The 18,539-nt window shown below is 51.3% G+C and carries 14 protein-coding genes, 1 pseudogene and 1 riboswitch; of the genes and pseudogenes, 13 read left to right on the forward strand and 2 right to left on the reverse strand.

Going from position 1 to position 18,539, the window contains the following annotated elements:
* Window position 1 precedes the first annotated feature (1 nt).
* Window positions 2-517, forward strand: a pseudogene (locus ACFVTB_RS09545) (TerD family protein); the annotation flags it as partial.
* Window positions 518-592: 75 nt separating this feature from the next.
* Window positions 593-1,261 carry a vWA domain-containing protein gene (locus tag ACFVTB_RS09550; RefSeq protein ID WP_387747939.1) on the forward strand — a complete coding sequence of 223 codons (669 nt, stop codon included), beginning with the start codon at window positions 593-595 and terminating at the stop codon, window positions 1,259-1,261.
* Here ACFVTB_RS09550 and ACFVTB_RS09555 read toward each other — a convergent pair.
* Complete coding sequence (locus ACFVTB_RS09555) at window positions 1,251-1,508, reverse strand: hypothetical protein (RefSeq protein WP_387747806.1); 258 nt, start codon at window positions 1,506-1,508, stop codon at window positions 1,251-1,253. The genes ACFVTB_RS09550 and ACFVTB_RS09555 overlap by 11 nt on opposite strands.
* A 369-nt stretch (window positions 1,509-1,877) precedes the next feature.
* On the opposite strand from ACFVTB_RS09555, the gene ACFVTB_RS09560 reads away from it, so the two are divergent.
* Window positions 1,878-3,719, forward strand: a complete 1,842-nt coding sequence (locus ACFVTB_RS09560; RefSeq protein ID WP_387747808.1) for a glycerophosphoryl diester phosphodiesterase membrane domain-containing protein — start codon at window positions 1,878-1,880, stop codon at window positions 3,717-3,719.
* Between the two features lie 187 nt (window positions 3,720-3,906).
* Here the strand turns inward: ACFVTB_RS09560 and ACFVTB_RS09565 are convergent, their stop codons facing one another.
* Window positions 3,907-4,245, reverse strand: coding sequence for a transporter (locus tag ACFVTB_RS09565; RefSeq protein WP_387747810.1), 339 nt, complete (start codon window positions 4,243-4,245; stop codon window positions 3,907-3,909).
* Window positions 4,246-4,402: 157 nt separating this feature from the next.
* Here ACFVTB_RS09565 and ychF point away from each other — a divergent pair, with 157 nt between their 5' ends.
* The 10 genes from ychF to ACFVTB_RS09615 all read left to right on the forward strand — a co-directional run bounded on the left by ychF (window position 4,403) and on the right by ACFVTB_RS09615 (window position 18,279).
* Window positions 4,403-5,503: a redox-regulated ATPase YchF gene (gene ychF, locus ACFVTB_RS09570; protein ID WP_387747812.1), complete on the forward strand. Its 1,101-nt coding sequence runs from the start codon at window positions 4,403-4,405 to the stop codon at window positions 5,501-5,503.
* A 491-nt stretch (window positions 5,504-5,994) separates the two neighbouring features.
* The gene (locus tag ACFVTB_RS09575; protein ID WP_387747814.1) at window positions 5,995-7,629 is read left to right on the forward strand and encodes a copper resistance CopC/CopD family protein; all 1,635 of its coding nucleotides are present in this window, start codon (window positions 5,995-5,997) and stop codon (window positions 7,627-7,629) included.
* A 130-nt stretch (window positions 7,630-7,759) separates the two neighbouring features.
* Window positions 7,760-8,401 carry a YcnI family copper-binding membrane protein gene (locus tag ACFVTB_RS09580; protein WP_387747816.1) on the forward strand — a complete coding sequence of 214 codons (642 nt, stop codon included), beginning with the start codon at window positions 7,760-7,762 and terminating at the stop codon, window positions 8,399-8,401.
* A 296-nt stretch (window positions 8,402-8,697) separates the two neighbouring features.
* The gene (gene prfA, locus ACFVTB_RS09585) at window positions 8,698-9,768 is read left to right on the forward strand and encodes a peptide chain release factor 1 (protein WP_387747818.1); all 1,071 of its coding nucleotides are present in this window, start codon (window positions 8,698-8,700) and stop codon (window positions 9,766-9,768) included.
* A gap of 32 nt (window positions 9,769-9,800) precedes the next feature.
* Complete coding sequence (gene prmC / locus ACFVTB_RS09590) at window positions 9,801-10,811, forward strand: peptide chain release factor N(5)-glutamine methyltransferase (protein ID WP_387747820.1); 1,011 nt, start codon at window positions 9,801-9,803, stop codon at window positions 10,809-10,811.
* A gap of 945 nt (window positions 10,812-11,756) precedes the next feature.
* Window positions 11,757-12,554, forward strand: a complete 798-nt coding sequence (gene spoIIR / locus ACFVTB_RS09595; RefSeq protein WP_387747822.1) for a stage II sporulation protein R — start codon at window positions 11,757-11,759, stop codon at window positions 12,552-12,554.
* A 312-nt stretch (window positions 12,555-12,866) separates the two neighbouring features.
* Window positions 12,867-15,770, forward strand: coding sequence for a discoidin domain-containing protein (locus ACFVTB_RS09600; protein WP_387747824.1), 2,904 nt, complete (start codon window positions 12,867-12,869; stop codon window positions 15,768-15,770).
* A 148-nt stretch (window positions 15,771-15,918) separates the two neighbouring features.
* Complete coding sequence (locus tag ACFVTB_RS09605; protein ID WP_387747826.1) at window positions 15,919-17,037, forward strand: L-threonylcarbamoyladenylate synthase; 1,119 nt, start codon at window positions 15,919-15,921, stop codon at window positions 17,035-17,037.
* Window positions 17,038-17,151: 114 nt separating this feature from the next.
* Window positions 17,152-17,664, forward strand: a complete 513-nt coding sequence (locus ACFVTB_RS09610) for a manganese efflux pump MntP (RefSeq protein ID WP_387747941.1) — start codon at window positions 17,152-17,154, stop codon at window positions 17,662-17,664.
* 36 nt (window positions 17,665-17,700) lie between these two features.
* The gene (locus ACFVTB_RS09615; RefSeq protein WP_387747828.1) at window positions 17,701-18,279 is read left to right on the forward strand and encodes a low molecular weight protein arginine phosphatase; all 579 of its coding nucleotides are present in this window, start codon (window positions 17,701-17,703) and stop codon (window positions 18,277-18,279) included.
* Window positions 18,280-18,350: 71 nt separating this feature from the next.
* Window positions 18,351-18,431, forward strand: a riboswitch (ZMP/ZTP riboswitch).
* The last annotated feature ends 108 nt before the right edge of the window (window positions 18,432-18,539 follow it).

Raw genomic sequence — 18,539 nt, forward strand, 5'->3', positions numbered from 1 at the left:
TATGAAGCTGCTTAAAGGACAGAAGATAGATATTACGAAAGGTAGAAAATTATCTGCCCTTAGCTTTCAGTTTGGTTGGACGATGAAGAAAGCGGCAATGAGCATCGATGCAGCATGCTTTGTTTTATCGGAGAAAAATCTATGCGAGCGAGACGAGGATTTTATTTTTTATGGGAATCCTTCAGATCGATATGGTGCAATTACACATGGTGCTTCTACGCAAGGAGGTCAAGAGACGATCAAGCTGGAGCTCTCAAAACTTCCGAAAAGCGCTGCAAGAGTAGCCTTTTCCGTCACTATTCATGCGGGGGATGAGCAAGGGCATACGATTAAGGATGCTTCGGACTTTTATTTGCAGCTTATAGATACGATTACGGGGGAACAATTATTTCGTTTTGAATACGGAAGTGATTTGTCAAAGGAAACGGCGATCGTAGTGGGCGAGCTGTATCGATATAACGAGGAATGGAAGTTTAATGCCATCGGCAGTGGATTCTATGGCGGGCTGGCTGCTCTTTGCATGAATTATGGGCTTGAGGTCGAGCCGTCGGAAGAGAACGTCGAGGTTGCGCCAGCCAAAGAAGAGATCATATTGTCCAAAATAGATTTACGCAAGAACATTGTGCAGTATATGTTGGAAAGGAAGCAACTTGCCCATATTTCGGCTAGGGTGGGCATCGTTCTTGATATTACAGGCTCTATGCAGGGCTTGTACAAGAATGGAACGGTCCAAGAGGTTGTTGAGCGTATATTGGCCGTGGCTAGTAAATTTGATGACAATGGCGCTTTGGATGTATGGGTCTATGATCATGAATTCAGCCGATTACCCGCTGTGACCGAGCAGGATTTCAATTCCTATGTAACGACTCAAATATTAAAAAATAAGAATATCCATAAGTTTGGCCGCAACAATGAGCCGCTGGTTATGGAGGATGTCATTAAGAAATATACCGTCGAAGAACAATCGAGCCTGCCGGCATTCATTATCTTTATTAATGATGGAGGCGCAGTGAAGTCGACGAAAAAGGTCATTGTCGAATCCGCGATTCAACCTATCTTTTGGCAGTTTGTTGGCATTGGTAATTCTGATTTTGAAGTGCTGAAGAAGCTGGATTCGATGGAAGGGCGAATTGTCGATAATGCGAATTTCATTCATTTGGAGGATATCTCAGCGGTATCCGATGAAATGCTGTATGATCAGCTCCTGAATGAATTCCCAATGTGGATCCAGGCTGCGACAGAGAAAAGGATTATTCGGTAATAAATCTTCTTCTTATCTCTTCAAATTTTGCTTTAGCTTGAGGAGAATCGACTACTTGCAGTAAGGAGAATCCCATCTGAGGATTTCTCGGTTCCACAGAATCCATACTATATAATCTATATTTCCTCTTGTTAGGAGGGAAAGTGAGATAGGCGATATGCTTTGATTTCGGTTTAAAGCCCATTTTCCTCAATTTTGCCCTGGTGTACATATGAGGAGGAACTTGGTCTGACTTGTAAATTTTCATGCTATCTCCTTTGAATATGGGTTGGAAGTATGGGTTGGATGTAACCAATAAGACTTGTTGAGTAAAAAGAAGCTATTCCCTGACCATTTTGGAACAGCTTATTACCAAATCAGTGAAAAATCAAGTTGGTTTATTTTACGGTGACGCCATATGTCTCCGCCATCTAAATCCACTGCCGCATGAGGTAGTGGATTTTTTACTATGCCAAGCAATATACGATAAAGCCCTCCTTTTTTAAGTCTAAATACACAGAAGCACTACTCCAGCCTTTCGTTGTTCTTCGATTTTTTGGTAAAATGAACAATAACTCGGCCTAGCCGTCTTGAAGGCAGCTAGATCATGGATGACTCTTTTACAAGCAGGTGCAAAATGGTGAACGAGGCTTCAAAGGTTCCGATACACAAGCAGATTGCCGATGTATTTCGCATTCTTGCTTTTTCGTATAGAGAAATTCTTGTTTTCGAACTTCTGTATAAGGCGTTAACGTTATTTGTCTTTATCCCGGCCATATCATCCCTATTCCGTGGTTTTCTCCGCTTAGGCGGATTTGCCGGAGCTACGAATTATGAGCTGCTGCAGTTTGCGATGAGTAAGTATGGCTTGTTATGCATGCTTATTCTGATTCCTATAGCCACGGTGCTGGTTTTTTTAGAGTTTTCGGTTCTCATTATTCTTTCGTATTATGGTCAAAAGAGGCAGCGAATCGGACTGATTCCGGCGTTTTTGCAGTCGCTTTCCTATCTTCCGTCCCTGTTCAAATATGGATTTCTAGGGTTGGCGATCTATCTGCTGCTGTTTCTCCCGCTAGGGGCGGGATTCGGAGCTACGCTGCTGCCTTCTTTAGACATTCCCAATTTCATTACGGGTGAGCTGGTCAAAACAGGCGGAGGCACACTGCTGCTTATCGGCGTGCTCGGAATTATCGTATTCTTTAATATCCGCTGGACCTTTTTGCTTCAAATTGTAGTGATTGAAGGGGTGGCAAGCTTTCGGAAAGCGGCTAAAAAAAGTGCTGCTCTCCTTAAAAAAAGGCATATTCGCATAATAGTGGTCACGTTGTCGGTGGTGCTGTTATATCTGCTCGTCGTTATTCTGCTGGTGGTCCTGCTGGTGGGTGCGGTTGGGCTTCTATACTTCCTATGGGAGAAGCAGACCGTATTTGCCGGCGTTGTGCGGGTAGTCGCATTGAAGAGTCTGATCCTATCGTTCTATTTGGCGACGTTATTTTTTATGCCGCTTTACATGACCGCGATTACGCGGTTATATATGGCGAAGGCGAACCCAGATCATGTCGTGCTGCAGCTTTCAGAGCCAAAGAGCCAGGAAGAACGTTCCTTTAAGAATCAGTATCAAGTGCTGCTGCATAAGCATAAAAAAACGCTAATCATACTTGGCTCCGTTATTATGCTTGCAGTAACAATTTCTGTACTGCCAACTATCGCTGAAGAGCAGGCAGAGGATCGGGAAACGAAGATTATGGCCCATAGGGGATACATTTCCAAGGGACCTGAGAATACAATGGAAGCCATACAGGGTGCTATTGAGGCAAAGGCCGATTATGTGGAAATTGACGTATTGGAAACGAAGGACGGAGACCTTGCTGTCATCCATGATACGAATCTGAAGCGGCTAACAGGCACTTCTGCACAGGTGTACGATCTGACAATGGATGATTTGCGACAGCTGGAAGTGAAGCAGGGTAATTTTACAGGACGAATCAGTAGTCTGGCGGAAGTTATGGAGATGGCTAGAGGTAAAATAAAGCTAAACATTGAAATTAAAACACATGGCATGGAAAAAAATCTGGTGGATACATTCATTCGAATTGTACAGGAAAATCATTTTGAAAAGGAATGTATTGTGCAATCGCTGGATTATGAGATCGTGCAGCAAGTTAAAACTGCGGCTCCTGAGCTTCGTGTCGGTTATATTATGTTCGCTGGTGTGCCGGATATGGGACGGATTCGTGCTGATTTTGTTGTTATGGAAGAATATATGGTTAAACAATCGGTTATCGATTCAGCTAAACGGCATCATAAGCCTATCTATGTGTGGACAGTGAATAACACGGAAAACATGAGACGATTCTTCAGCATGGGTGTCGACGGTATCATAACCGATTTCCCCGAGGATGCGTTTGCTATTGAAGAGGAGCTCCGAATGGAGCCGCTGTCGGCGTTGACTCAGTGGCTTATGAATTTGAATTTTTAAGGTGCAATATCCACTGAATGATGCATAAGCGGATGCAGCAATAGAAGGACAGCTAAGAGATTTTAGCTGTCCTTTTTAAAAAATGCTTTTCCATAATCAGCAGCATAAAACTGCACCCTACTTGTTAGATGGTGTCTAACAAATGGGGTGCAGTTTTTAGTGGAATGGAACCTTTGTCCCTGCTCTTTTAGAAACAAGTAAATTGTTGAATCGACTGCAGACTCAATCCCGTATACACCCAGAACCTTCCGTTCCACTGAAACCCTGCAACCGAGGTGCGTCCTACGAAAACCGGGAAAAACCAGAATTGATTTCTATTGACGAGCCAAACGTACGTATTCCGAAATAAACAACCAGCAATCGCTCTAGGGTCGACAGCAAAGGTCGAAGCCGGCTGCTGAGGGACGAATCCCGGGGGAGGCGAGCTGGGAGCCGTGACTCCCGGCGGTCCCGACGGCGGCTGTCCTGGTTGCCCAGGTTGGCCGGGTTGCCCTGGGAATCCTGGAGGAGGCGGTAAAAAAGACATGTTCTGTGTCACTCCTTAACTAGTGGGCTAAACCATTGTATGTAGGAGCGGAGATAAGTGAATGGGCGTATTCAATATTTACCGCTCTTTCCTTGAACAGCCGCATCGGGTATAATGACCTGAGATTGTTACTTCGGAAAATGGGGTGTCTTATCGCATGGCTTTGAAAGCTGGTATTGTCGGACTGCCAAACGTGGGCAAATCGACTTTGTTTAATGCAATTACGCAGGCGGGAGCGGAATCCGCCAACTATCCGTTTTGTACGATTGAACCGAACGTCGGCGTGGTAGAAGTTCCCGACTATCGTTTGAATAAACTGGTTGAGCTTGTAACGCCAAAAAGCATCGTGCCGACCGCTTTCGAATTTGTCGATATCGCGGGCTTGGTAGCGGGTGCGAGCAAGGGCGAAGGCTTGGGCAACAAGTTCCTCGCGCATATCCGTGAAGTCGATGCGATCGTGCATGTTGTTCGCTGCTTCCAAGATGAGAACATTACGCACGTTAACGGCAAAATCGATCCGCTCAGCGACATCCAGACGATTAATCTGGAGCTTGTACTGGCTGACATCGATTCGGTAGACCGCAAAATCGAACGCTCCCGTAAAAACTTGAAGGGCGGCGACAAAAAGGTCGCGCAAGAGGTCGAAGTGCTGGAGCGCGTCAAAGAAGCGCTTTACAACGACAAGCCTGCTCGCAGCCTCGATTTGAGCGACGATGAGCAGTTGATTCTTCGGGATCTTCACCTGCTCACGATGAAGCCGGTGCTGTATGCGGCAAACGTCAGCGAAGACGAAGTGTCCAACACGGACAATAATCCATACGTGCAACAAGTTCGCGAATTTGCGGCTTCCGAGAATGCGGAAGTAGTGCCGATCAGTGCGCGCGTTGAGGAAGAGATCGCCGAGCTAGAGGGCGACGACAAAGCGATGTTCCTGGAGGAGCTCGGTTTGAACGAATCCGGTCTCGATCGTCTCATTTCGGCGGCGTACAAGCTGCTGGGGCTTTACACTTACTTCACAGCTGGCGTACAAGAGGTTCGCGCTTGGACGATTCGCAAAGGAACGAAAGCGCCGCAAGCAGCTGGCGTCATTCATACCGACTTCGAACGCGGTTTTATCCGCGCTGAGGTCGTCTCCTTCGATGACTTGGCCGATGCCGGTTCGATGAACGTTGTTCGCGAGCGGGGCCAGCTTCGTCTTGAGGGCAAAGACTACGTTGTCAAAGACGGCGACGTCATGCATTTCCGTTTCAACGTATAATTAAATTAATTGAATAGCCGCACTGCGGCAAATGACGGAGAATAACTGCATGAGAGTATGCAGTTATTCTTTTTCCGTTTGGGCGTTCGGCCGCGCTTTAGTGAGCAGAATTCCCGATTTGTTCTTGGAGTGTGGACGAGTTGGGCGCCAACTGGAGAATAGCGTTCGGCGGCTGGCTTTCCGCCAGCGGTTGTCCTTGTCTAAGGTTAAATCGATACGAAAGACCGCTTCCGGTCTTTTTTTCATATCACAGAGCTACGGGTTGGGGTGGGAGGTCGGCAAACGCCTCAAAATCTTCACAGCCCAATAGCTCTTTCGAGTCATGCCCTTCCCGAGCGGTCAGCGTATACTTGATGCCAGAAAAATCAGTGCTATGTCAAAAAAGTAGCCGTCAAACTGCCTTTAAGCACTGAAAAACCGCTCTCGGAGCTGCGAGGAACTGAAGCGAGGGTGTCATTAAAGGAATGAAACGATAAGGAAGTGACGAAACAATGACGAACCTATTTAAATTTTGGAAAATAAAAATAAGCTGGCAACATGCAATTGCGTTTGCGCTGCTTGTCTTTTTGGCGCTTGCCGCAGGAGGGAACACGGTAAGCGCGCATGCGACGCTGACGAAAACTGAGCCGAACGCGAACGATAGGCTGAAGTCGTCGCCGCCGCAGATCGAATTAACGTTTAACGAGGCGGTTGAGCCTGGGGCTGGGTCACTTGAGGTGGTCGATTCGCATTCCCGGAAAGTTACCGATCAGGCTCCCAAGCTGAGCGCTGATCGTACAACGCTTCAGTTGGCTCTTCCGGCGCTCGATGACGGTGTCTATACCGTTATGTATCGTATCGTATCGGAGGACGGACATCCGGTCAGCGGTTCATATGCATTCGTGGTCGGCAATCCGCCGGGTTGGAAAGACGGCTCGACGTTCATCGATGCAAAAGATACGGGAGGTGGCTTAAGCAGCGGAGACTGGCTGATCTACACCATCCGCATCTTGTATTATGCATCGCTGCTTATTGCTGCCGGATTAATGGCTTGGTCGGCGCTGTATCGCAATCCGAGTGAATCTGTGCGAAACACGTTTCGACGGCTGACGCTGCTCGCGCTGCGCGTCCTGCTGATCTCCATTCTGGTGTTCGTATTCCTGCAGGTGCGGGAAGTGATGGCGGGTCAGCCGCTCAGCAAATGGGGACAATACTTTACGGGCACGGCGACAGGCCGCGCTTGGCTGGAAATGATCGTGCTTGCGCTTGCGGGTTTTGCCGTGCAGCGCGCACCGCAGTTTTTGCGGCTGCTATGGCCGCTGCTTATTCTCGGGGTTGAAAGTCTGATTGGACATGCCGCTGCTAACGATCCGAGAGTGCTAACAATCGCAATGGATTTCATTCATTTGGCTGCTGCCGCATTATGGGCCGGAGGCTTGCTGCCGCTTGTCGTGCTTTGGTTCGAGGACCGCAAGGAAGCGGGAAGGTTCGCTGCAAGCTTTTCGAAGGGAGCGCTTATTTCCCTGATCGTACTCGTTGTGAGCGGCGTCATGATGACGATGCTGTTCCTGCCTAAGCTTAGCTATTTATGGCTGACTCCATGGGGCATTCTGCTTACGATAAAAACGGCGGCTACGGTGCTGGTGCTCGCCACCGGCGCTTGGCTGAGAGTGCGGATGAAGCGCTCCGGCATGCCCGACGGCAAATTGCTGCGCGTCGATTTGGCTTTAATGCTTGTTATTGTTGCGCTTGCCGCGATTTTTACGTATATTAGCCCGCTGCCGTCCAATGCTCCGGTTCGTCATCACGTGATGGGCGAGGATATGCACTACACTTTGTCGATTACGCCGAACGTGCCTGGCGGAGACAATGAAGTTACGCTTCAAATCTGGCTTCCGGTCAAGGATGGAGCGCCGAAGTCGGCTGTACTGCGGCTCCGCTCTGAAGGCCGCGCCGATCAGCCGATCGAAGTGCCGCTGGAGCTGTTCGACGATCAATCGTACGATACGTTCGAAGGCTTTGTGAGAACTTCTTATCGCGCCAAAGGGCCGTTTTTGCCGTACGCGGACAAGTGGAAGGCTGAAATTCGCATTATGACAAAGGACGATTTCGAGAAGCCGCGAGATTTTAACTTTGAGAATTATTGAGGGCTGCTAGAGGCGCAAGCCGCTGACACATTTTTTTCACCGGTTATAGCTCGTTCGAGTCATGTGATTGTCCCCGAGCGAACGTATACTGGGTTACGGATAAAGATTAGGGGAAAGGTGTGGAGTGCAAATGACAGTTAGAAAAAGCGTAAAGGGCTGGGCCTCCGTCACATTGGTGGCGATGAGCTTATTTTTGTTCGCAAGCTTGGCGAGCGCACACGTAACGGTTAGACCGGAGGAGGTTCCGGCTAACTCCTATCAAGTGTTTACGGTACGAGTGCCTAGCGAAACGAAAGGCGTGAACACGGTTAGGGTTGAGCTGAAAACGGCCGAGGGCGCAGTTGTGTCACGCGTTGAGCCAAAGCCGGGCTGGAAGCATGAGATCGAGAAAGCGGCAGACGGTTCCGTTGCGAGCGTAACTTGGACATCGGAAGGAAGCGGCCTTGCGGAAACGGAATTCACCGAATTCCGCGTCAGCGGCAAAGTGGCTGAGGATGCTAAGGAACTCGTATGGCGCGCTTATCAAACATACAGCGACAACAGCGTGGCAGAATGGACCGGCGGGGCTGACTCCGACAAACCGGCTTCGGTAACGAAAGTGACAGCCGCTGACGCTGGAGGCGGAGACGGACACGGCGGGCAAGCAGCCCAAGCAGAGGAGTCTGGCGATAAAGAGTCTTCGAACAGCACGTTGCCGCTCGTTTTATCGATTATTGGAGTAGTGCTTGGAGCTGCAGCACTGGTTGTTTCGGCGACGAAAAAGAAAAAATAAATGTTTGGTAGGATCGGCCGTTCTTGTGGAACGGCCGATTTTTTATAACATTTTAGGCTCAAACTAAAAAATCAGCAGCTATAAAATAAAGGACTCAGGCTTTAATGGCGGTCGGAAGAACCCTCTGACCCGCAGCGATTCTCCTCACTTCAAGTCGTGCACTGATTTCGGTTTTGAGCCACATTTGATTGCATGCAGCAAGGGGCAGGTTAGGTCAAATACACCAGTCGAAAGAATGGCGCCGCTATGATATAATAAATGTTATTATGATGGAAAGATGACAGAGGTGACGAATTGTGTTGGACCGTTTACAAGCACTTGCCGATCGTTACGAGAAGCTGAGCGAACTGCTGTGCGATCCGGACGTAGCCGGCGATCCGAAACGACTGCGGGAATACTCCAAGGAACAATCGGATTTGCAAGAGGCGTACGAAGCCTATACTGAATATAAACAAGTGTCGGAGCAGCTGGACGACGCCAAGCTGATGCAGGGCGAGAAGCTGGACGACGAAATGCGCGAAATGGTGAAGATGGAAATTGAAGAGTTGTCCGCGCGCAAGGAAGAACTGGAAGAGACGATCAAAATCGTTCTTCTGCCGAAAGATCCGAATGACAATAAGAACGTTATCGTCGAAATTCGGGGAGCCGCGGGCGGAGACGAAGCCGCGTTGTTCGCTTCCGATTTGTATCGGATGTACACCAAATTCGCCGATGCTCAAGGCTGGCGCGTAGAGCTGATGGATGTTAGCGAGAACGACTTGGGCGGCTTTAAGGAAGTCATTTTTATGATTACCGGCAAAGGCGCGTACAGCAAGCTGAAATTCGAAAGCGGCGCGCACCGCGTGCAGCGTATTCCGGTAACCGAATCGGGCGGCCGGATTCACACGTCGACGTCGACGGTTTCGGTTATGCCGGAGGTTGAAGAGGTCGAGGTCGAAATTTTGGATAAAGATATTCGGATCGATACGTTCTGCTCAAGCGGCGCCGGCGGTCAGTCAGTCAATACGACGAAATCGGCCGTACGCGTGCTTCACGTGCCAACCGGGATTATGGCGACTTGCCAAGACGGCAAATCGCAAAACGATAATAAAGCGAAGGCGCTGCAAGTATTACGGGCGCGTATTTACGATATTCGCCGTCAAGAGGAAGAAGCGAAGTATGCGGGCGAGCGTAAAAGCAAAGTCGGTACGGGTGACCGCAGTGAGCGGATTAGGACGTACAATTTCCCGCAAAGCCGCGTAACCGATCATCGTATCGGCTTGACGCTTCATAAGCTGGATCAGGTGATGAACGGAGACATGGCCGATATCGTCTCCTCGTTGACGATTGCGGAGCAAGCGGAGTTGCTCGAAAAAGAGCTGCATTAAGCCGCTCGCTAAAGAGAAGGAGCGCTGAAAGAATGAGCGACCAAACGAACGGAAGGCCGTTTGCGGCCAATTCGTCGTTATCTATTAGAGAAGCCTGCTTGCAGGCTTCTTCGTTTTTGACGGAGCAAGGCGTGGAAGAGGCGCGTTCCAATGCGGAGCTGCTGCTTATGCACATTCTGGGACTGACACGCTCGGCGATGTTGAGCGAATGGCACGAACCGTTTCCGGCGGAGCGAGCGGACGAATGGGAGCTCGCGGTCCGTCGGAAGGGCGAGGGCGAGCCGGTGCAGTATATCATCGGGGAAGAATGGTTTTACGGCAGGCCCTTCACGGTGACGCCGGCTGTGCTGATTCCGCGTCCCGAGACGGAGCTGCTCGTCGAGGCGGTGCTGGAAGCGGCCGATCGGCTGTGGCCTGCTGGAGGCGAGGGTGTGCCGTCGGTCGTCGATGTTGGGACAGGCAGCGGCGCTATTGCCGTAACACTGTCGGCGGAACGCCCCCGTTGGCGCGTGAACGCGTCCGATCTGTCGGAGGACGCGCTTGCCGTCGCCCGCAGCAATGCTGCCCTCCACGAAGCGGCGGATCGTGTATCGTTCCGGCAGGGCGATCTGCTGGAGCCGTTTTTGCCGGTAGCGGAGGCTCAGCCTGCGGAGGCTGCTGCTTCGGCTTCGAAGCAGGGAGCCGAGCAATTGTCTCGGCGGCAGACAGAGTCTAGCGTCGATGTGCTCGTATCGAATCCGCCGTATATACCGGCGGATGATCTCCCGGGTCTCCAACGCGAAGTGAGGGATTATGAGCCTCATCTCGCGTTGGATGGCGGTGCGGATGGGCTAGTCCCATACCGTCGAATGCTGGAGCAGTTGCCTGCGCTGCCTCGTCCTCCGCGCATCGTTGCTTTCGAGCTCGGCATAGGCCAGGCTCCCGATATCGCAGCTATGCTGGAGCGTTACGGCGCTTGGGATGAGGTGCGTATCGTGACCGATTACAACGGTATTGAACGCCATGTCATCGCTGTGCGAACATCGAATGGAAACTCCGTATGATCTCATCCGGGATCAGGATATTCTAAGATCATAAAAGCCTGCCAGTCGGTATTATCCCATTAGGGATTGCCCTATTAGGAATTATCCTATTAGGGGCTTACCAATCGGCAGGTTTTTTTATGTTATTGGTTTTTGGTTTGGCCAACGAGCAGAACAACAAGCAGTACATTTCTAGTCTTCAAGTCATCATTTGGGTGCAGGGAGGTCATCCGCACTTTCAACAGGCGCACAAAAGGTGATGAACTTGAAATAGCTGCAAAAGGCAGTTATTTCGAGTGAATTGGCCATTCGGAAGGGCAATAACTGCAAAAAGGCAGTTATTCGAATCAACTCTTTCCGAAAAAGGATATGAAGAAGGAAATAACTGCATTTTGGCATTTATTTTCTAAAAATCGTATTTTGTTGAGAAAATAACTGCAATTATGCAGTTATTTAGTGGGTTGCCTCATTGCCGTGACGATGAGTCATCCTAATCAGAACGTGCCACATTGCAAACAAAAAGTACAACGTGCATAACATACCCTGCCTACCTCAACCTAGCTGCTCATCCGTAACATACCCTGCTACCCGAACCTAGCTGCTCATCCGTAACATACCCCGCCTACCCGAACCTAGCTTCTCATCTGTAACATGAACTGCCTACCCACACCTAGCTGCTCATCCGTAACATACCCCGTCTACCCGAACCTAGCTGCTCATCCGTAACATACCCTGCTACCCGAACCTAGCTGCTCATTGGTAACATACGCCGCCTACCCACACCTAGCTTTTCAAATGTTAAACGTGGCAATTCGCTCACTTCCTATCACTCTAGCAATCTCAAAACAAACAAAATTTAATAGGCGAGGTTTATAGATTTCGTCTGCGGGACATAATGACGGATAGATACGTTCCGGAACGCAAGCCGACGCGCCGACGGGTGCGAATGAGAGGAGCTTGTGTTATATGTCCCGCAATTATTCCCGTTTTTCTTTCCGTAGGTCTCATGGATTTATTTTGTTCGTTCTTGTTATGTTGATTATGAGCTGGGAGCTCCAACGGACGGATGCCGCTTTAGCAAGCGGGCAAATTCCCGAGGAATCGATCCGGCTTCGCATATTAGCAAATTCCGATTCTCCCGCTGACCAAGCTGTAAAACGAGTGGTTCGCGACGCAATCGTAGACGTAATGGAAGACTGGGCTTCCGGTCCGCAAACGATTGAGCAAGCTCGCACAACCATCAACAGCCATATGAGTGAAATCGAAAAGCTCGTGGAGGATGTCCTCCAAAGCCGCGGATTCGAGTATAGCTACAAAGCAGAGCTTGGATTGGTACCTTTTCCGACGAAGCTTTACGGCAACGAGGTTTATCCGGCCGGCAATTACGAAGCGCTGCTCATTACGCTAGGCGAAGGCCAGGGACAAAACTGGTGGTGCGTGCTCTTCCCGCCATTGTGCTTCGTAGATGCCGTTACAGGCGAAGCGGCTCCTGCGGACGCAGAACGAAACGACAAAGCTGCTACCGTCTCGGAAAGCGGCAAAACACCTGCCAAAGCAGTTAAAGCAAACAAAGCCGACAAGTCCTCCGATCAAACCAAATCCGAACAAACGGTTCATAAAGCAGAAAAAGCCGAATCGCAGGCCAAAGCTGCGGTGGCGGACAAGACCGATAACGGCAGCGCCGCGAAAGCGCCTGAAGCGAAGTTCTTTTTAGGTGAAATGCTGCAAAAGGTGTGGCACTGGTTAAAAGGGCTGTTCGCCTAAGCGGCAATTAGCGAATGCGATGCGAAAACGATTAAACAACGGTTGAAGTCTCTTCAATCGTTGTTTTCTTTATGAATAAATATATAAAAAACACACCTTTTTCCCTAAATAATTCCATCACTCTCTTGAATAGTTTTCGGCTATGATCTTTTTTGAAAGCGATTTCAAAAAAACGTACACGAAAGAGGGAAAGGAGGGAGGCGCCACACAGATCAATAGGCCCGGCGTTTTGGAATGGGAGGCTAGAGAGACGCAAGACGCGCGAAGAACGCGCCTGTACCCAAAACAAAAAAAGATTGAAGGAGGCTAATAATGATTCGATTCAATAAAAAAGCAATAGCTTTGCTCTCGACGCTTGCCATTGCAGCAAGCGTTGCGGCGGTGCCGCCGTCCCAAGCGGAAGCAGCTCCGGTAATTACGGCCGCCAACTCCACCATCTTTGGTCCTAATGTGTATGTGTTCGATCCGTCGATGTCCGTCTCGGACATTCAAGGTATTACGAACGCGGCGTTTACCGCACTGGAATCGAACGAGTTCTCGAGTGATCGATACGCGTTCCTGTTCAAGCCGGGCACGTATAACATCAATACCAACGTCGGTTTTTATACGCATGTCGCCGGACTGGGACAAAACCCGGGCGACGTCAACATCACAGGCGGATTAAACGTCAACGCCGATTGGGATAACGGCAATGCGACGCGCAATTTCTGGCGCAGCATGGAGAACTTAACGATCACGCCTGCAAGCGGCACGACGCAAATTGCCGTATCGCAATCGGCTCCGCTGCGGCGTTTGCATATTAAAGGAGAGCTGCACTTATTCGATTTCGACAATAACTGGAACGCAGGCTGGGCGAGCGGCGGCTTCTTGGCCGATTCGATCGTAGACGGTCAGATCGTTCCGGCTTCGCAGCAGCAGTGGTTCTCGCGTAACAGTAAGTGGTCGAATTGGACAAACGGCGTATGGAATATGGTGTTTGTCGGCAATACGACCGCGCCTGCAGGCAACTTCCCAGACCCGCCTTACACGGTGGTCGAGAAAACGCCGATCATGCGAGAGAAGCCTTATCTCTACGTAGATGCCCAAGGTCAATACCGCGTCTTTGTTCCATCCCTGCAAACGAATACGCAAGGGGCCAGCTGGAGCGGAGGCGCTACGCCGGGACAGTCGCTCTCGATCGACGATTTCTACATCGCCAGATCGGATACTTCAACAGCGGCAAGCATCAACGCGGCTTTGAGCGCCGGCAAGCACGTTATTTTCACGCCAGGCATTTACCACTTGAACCAAGCGATTCAAGTCAATAATCCGAATACGATATTGCTTGGCATCGGGCAGCCAACGCTTATTCCCGACCAAGGAACGGCGGCGATTTCGGTGGCTGACGTGGACGGCGTGAAGATCGCGAGCATTATGGTCGACGCAGGTCCTGTCTACTCGCCAGTATTGGTCAAAGTAGGCACGACAGGCAGTGCCGTCTCGCACGCATCGAATCCGGTGTCGCTCCATGACATCACGGTCCGCACGGGCGGAGCAGTATCAGGCACGAACGGCACAAGCGTTGAAATCAACAGCAACGACACAATCGCCGACCATTTCTGGCTATGGCGAGCGGATCATGGAGCAGGCGCCGCATGGACAACGAATGTTTCGAAAAACGGCCTTGTCGTCAATGGCAATAATGTAACGATCTACGGGTTGTTTAACGAGCATCACAACGAATATCAGACGATTTGGAACGGCAATGGCGGACGACTTTATTTCTATCAATCGGAAATTCCATATGACGTGCCGAACCAGTCGGGTTGGATGAGCCATAACGGTACGGTAAACGGTTATGCTTCCTACAAAGTGGCGGATTCCGTCACGAGTCATGAAGCGTGGGGACTTGGCGTCTACTCGTTTTTCCGGGACGCGGCGGTCAAGCTGAACAGCGCGATCGAAGTGCCGAACGTGCCAGGCGTAAAAATTCATCATGCGACAACGATATGGTTATCAGGTACGAGCGGCAGCGAAATTACACATATCATCAACAATCTCGGCGGAAAAGTGTACGCCAATTCTCCGGCCGAAGCGATGAGACAGACATGGTCCGAGTTCGTAGGCGACGGTGCGGTCGATACGCAGCCTCCGAGCATACCGGCCGGATTAACGGCAACAGCGGCATCAAGCAGTCTAATCAATTTGGCCTGGCAGCCATCGACGGATAATGTCGGCGTGACCGGCTACGACATTTATCGGAACGGAGCGCTTATTGCATCAACGGCGCAAACGTCTTATGCGGACAATGGTTTGACTCCTTCGACGTCCTATACGTATACCGTCGTCGCGAAGGATGGCGCAGGGAACAGCTCGGCAGCCAGCAGTCCAGCAACGGCAACGACGCAGTCAGGCGGCGGCACGGAAACGGCGCTGGACCGCACAGGCTGGACAGCGACATCGAATCCGTCCAGCGGCGAGCCGACGTCGAACCTGTTTGACGGAAGTCTTGCGACTCGCTGGACAACCGGAGCTCCTATGCAGCCGGGACAAGAGCTTATTATCGATATGAAGTCGTCGAAATCGGTTCAGAAAGTCGTCATGGACTCGACCGGAAGCAACAGCGACTACGCTCGCGGCTACGAGGTATACGTCTCGGCAGACGGCGCGAACTGGGGCGGTGTCGTCGCCAGCGGCAGCGGAACAGGTCCGATCGTCACGGCGACTTTCCCAGCCCAGAGTGCGAGATATATAAAAATCGTCCAAACTGGCACGGATTCCAGCTGGTGGTCCATCCGGGAATTGAACGTATTCGGCTCTCAAGGCAGCGGTGGCGGCGGGAATACGGCGCTAAGCCGTGTTGGTTGGGCGGTCGCATCCTCTCCGGTTAGCGGCGACGCAGCAGCTAATTTATTGGACGGCAGCATGAGCACGCGTTGGAGCACGGGTGCAGCCATGGCGCCGGGCCAAACGCTGACGCTGGACATGGGCAGCCAACAGTCTTTCAGCAAAGTGGTGCTGGACTCGACCGGAAGCAACGACGATTATGCGAGAGGCTATGAAGTGTATGTGTCCGCCGACGGAACGAACTGGGGGACGGCGATTACCTCGGGGACGGGAAGCGGACCAGTACTAACCGCTCAATTCTCCGTGCAAAACGCCAGATATATTAAAATCGTTCAGACCGGAACGGCCTCCAACTGGTGGTCGGCAAGAGAGTTGAATGTGTATGCGTAACGATTAGTAAAAAATGTCAAAAGAACGGGCCGGACTTTCTCTGAAAAGAGAAGCATCCGGCCCGTTCTTCTTCTTATTTGCGGTTGAATCGCTGTGGTATAATGACCAAATAAGATAGCCATAACATAGAGCAAGGATTGAAGAATAGATGACGAAGACAAACGTATGGCATGCGGCTGACAAAGGAACTGGCGGGGTACGGGAAGCAACGAAGGACCCAGTCGGCACGGCTAAAGGGAACTTGGAAGAGAAGACGGACCTGACCGAAGCCGCCGAGCTGCTGAAAGCGGGCAAGCTGATCGCTTTTCCGACCGAAACGGTGTACGGACTTGGCGCAGACGCAACGAATACGGCCGCTGTACAGCGTATTTTCGAAGCCAAGGGCAGACCTTCGGACAATCCCCTCATCGTCCATATTGCACATAAGGCTCAGCTTGAAGCGATTGTTGAGCCTTATTCGGAGCTTGCGGGCAGCTTGATGGAGCGCTTCTGGCCCGGGCCGCTAACGATCGTGATGCGAGCGAAAGCGAATGCAGTTTCGCCGCTTGTAACGGCGGGGCTTGAAACCGTAGGAGTGCGGATGCCGGATCACCCTGTCGCGCTGGAGTTGCTGCGACTTGCAGGCTGTCCGGTCGCGGCGCCAAGCGCCAATCGTTCCGGACGGCCGAGCCCGACGGAAGCGGGGCATGTACTGGAGGATTTGGACGGAAAAATCGAAGGAATCGTCGACGGAGGAGAGACCGGGGTTGGTTTGGAGTCGACGGTCGTGGAGCTAACAGGACCGCGTACGATTCGGATTCTGCGGCCGGGCGGAGTAACGGCGGAGCAGCTGCGGGAAGCCGCCCCGGACGCCGTTGTAGACGCGCCTCCCGCCGAGGAAGCGTCTCCTGCGGAAACGCCCCGTTCTCCCGGCATGAAATACACGCATTATGCGCCGCGCGGCGTCCTGGAGATCGTTCAAGGAACGCCGGAAGCGGTCTCTGCTTATATCAACGAACGGACGGAAGAAGCGCGAAAGGCTGGCGAAAAAAGCGGGGTGCTCGCCTTCGACGAACGGCTGTCCGCCTATGAAGCCGATATTGTGCTCGCTTTTGGAAGTGAACAAAAGCTGGAGCAAGCGGCTCATCGGCTGTACGGAGCGCTTCGCCGGTTCGATGCCGAAGGGGTGTCGTGCATTTGGGCCGAAGGCTGCGATGAGACGGGGATCGGACAAGCGCTCATGAACCGGCTTGCTAAAGCCGCTGGTCATCGAATCATTCGCGTTTAGTTTGTTTGTATGTTTGTCTCCTTGTCCGCATATGTTGGGGTAGAGGGCGGGACAAGGAGGGGTATCGGAGTGGAAGCCAGCTTGCATGCGGGTCAATGGATTACGCTGCTCATTATGGCGGCAGCGCTCGGCATGGACGCTTTTTCGCTGGGCATCGGCATTGGTTTGAGAGGAATAAGACTGCTTCATATTTTAAAGCTGAGCTCGATTATTGCATTATTTCATGTTCTGATGCCGCTTGCGGGCATTTTTGCCGGACAGTTCGTCAGCGGTTTGCTCGGGCATGTAGCGACCACAGCCGCCGGCGTGCTGCTTGTGCTGCTTGGAGGCCATATGATATACAGCTCTTTCAAAGGCGGAGTGGTTCAAGGATTCGACTATCGTTCGTCCTGGGGAACGCTGTTGTTTGCCCTTAGCGTCAGTATCGACTCCTTCTCCGTTGGCGTCACGCTGGGTATGTTCTCGGCTGATTTGCTGCTTACGGTCGTGCTTTTTGGGATTGCGGGCGGTCTTATGTCTATCCTTGGCTTGCTGCTTGGACGCAAAGTGAGCCGTAATCTGGGCGAGTACGGCGAGGCGCTGGGAGGAGCCATATTGTTTGTATTCGGCATATTGTTTATCATATGATCATCATAGAATAACTTTCGGAAAGGGGAATGCAGCTTGAAACGCATCTTGTTCGTATGTACCGGCAATACTTGCCGCTCTCCCATGGCGGAAGCGATGCTGAGGGAGCTTGCGGCGCGCAACGGCGTGTCACTTGAGGTTCGTTCGGCCGGCGTATCGACGGTGAACGGGTTGCCGGTATCCCCTCATGCGGCGGAAACGCTGCGGCGGAAAGGAATTGCGCATACGGGTCAGTCGCAATCGCTTACCGGCGATGCGATCGGTTGGGCAGATCTCATTCTGACCATGACTTCCGGTCATAAAAGAGGACTGCTGCAGTGGTTCCCGCAGGCGGTGGAAAAAACCCATACGCTTATGGAATACGTCAATCAGGACGAAACCGTCATTGAGCATATTCACGAACTGGAACAACTGTACAGCGAAATGCATGTGAAGCAGGCGCTCGGCCAGCAGCTGTCGGCTGCGGAGAGGAGCCGATTGCTTGCGCTGGAGCGGGAAATTCCGAGCTTTGATATTGCCGATCCCTACGGCGGTCCATTAGATCTGTACCGGTCCTGTGCGAACGAAATCGAACGGGCCTTGCTTAAGCTTTTAGACAAGCTGAGGCAGGAATGAATTGGGCTTGGAAAAAACGGTTAAATGATTGATTTTACCGTCCGAATCAGCTATGATTAGGACACAAAGAAGGATTCCGGTGTAACTGGCGACGGAAGTGGGTAACCACGGTGGAGCATCGGAACATACGGCCGGTCGCCTGGGCAAAGAGCAGCATGCTGATGAAGCATGTCATGCTCTTTTTTTGTCTTCATGCTGCGTACGGTCTTGCCGAATGCTCGTTGTCCCGTTTTCATTATCGGAGACTAGCGGGTATGGCC

Source organism: Paenibacillus sp. NPDC058071, assembly GCF_042885235.1.
Taxonomy (GTDB): domain Bacteria; phylum Bacillota; class Bacilli; order Paenibacillales; family Paenibacillaceae; genus Pristimantibacillus.

Coding starts and splice junctions, on each gene's coding strand:
- ACFVTB_RS09575 (WP_387747814.1), top strand. CDS start 5,995: ATGACGAACCTATTTAAATTTTGGAAAATAAAAATAAGCTGGCAACAT.
- ACFVTB_RS09610 (WP_387747941.1), top strand. CDS start 17,152: ATGGCGGCAGCGCTCGGCATGGACGCTTTTTCGCTGGGCATCGGCATT.
- prmC (WP_387747820.1), top strand. CDS start 9,801: ATGAGCGACCAAACGAACGGAAGGCCGTTTGCGGCCAATTCGTCGTTA.
- ychF (WP_387747812.1), top strand. CDS start 4,403: ATGGCTTTGAAAGCTGGTATTGTCGGACTGCCAAACGTGGGCAAATCG.
- ACFVTB_RS09605 (WP_387747826.1), top strand. CDS start 15,919: ATGACGAAGACAAACGTATGGCATGCGGCTGACAAAGGAACTGGCGGG.
- ACFVTB_RS09555 (WP_387747806.1), bottom strand. CDS start 1,508: ATGAAAATTTACAAGTCAGACCAAGTTCCTCCTCATATGTACACCAGG.
- ACFVTB_RS09565 (WP_387747810.1), bottom strand. CDS start 4,245: ATGTCTTTTTTACCGCCTCCTCCAGGATTCCCAGGGCAACCCGGCCAA.
- ACFVTB_RS09600 (WP_387747824.1), top strand. CDS start 12,867: ATGATTCGATTCAATAAAAAAGCAATAGCTTTGCTCTCGACGCTTGCC.
- ACFVTB_RS09560 (WP_387747808.1), top strand. CDS start 1,878: ATGGTGAACGAGGCTTCAAAGGTTCCGATACACAAGCAGATTGCCGAT.
- spoIIR (WP_387747822.1), top strand. CDS start 11,757: ATGTCCCGCAATTATTCCCGTTTTTCTTTCCGTAGGTCTCATGGATTT.
- ACFVTB_RS09580 (WP_387747816.1), top strand. CDS start 7,760: ATGACAGTTAGAAAAAGCGTAAAGGGCTGGGCCTCCGTCACATTGGTG.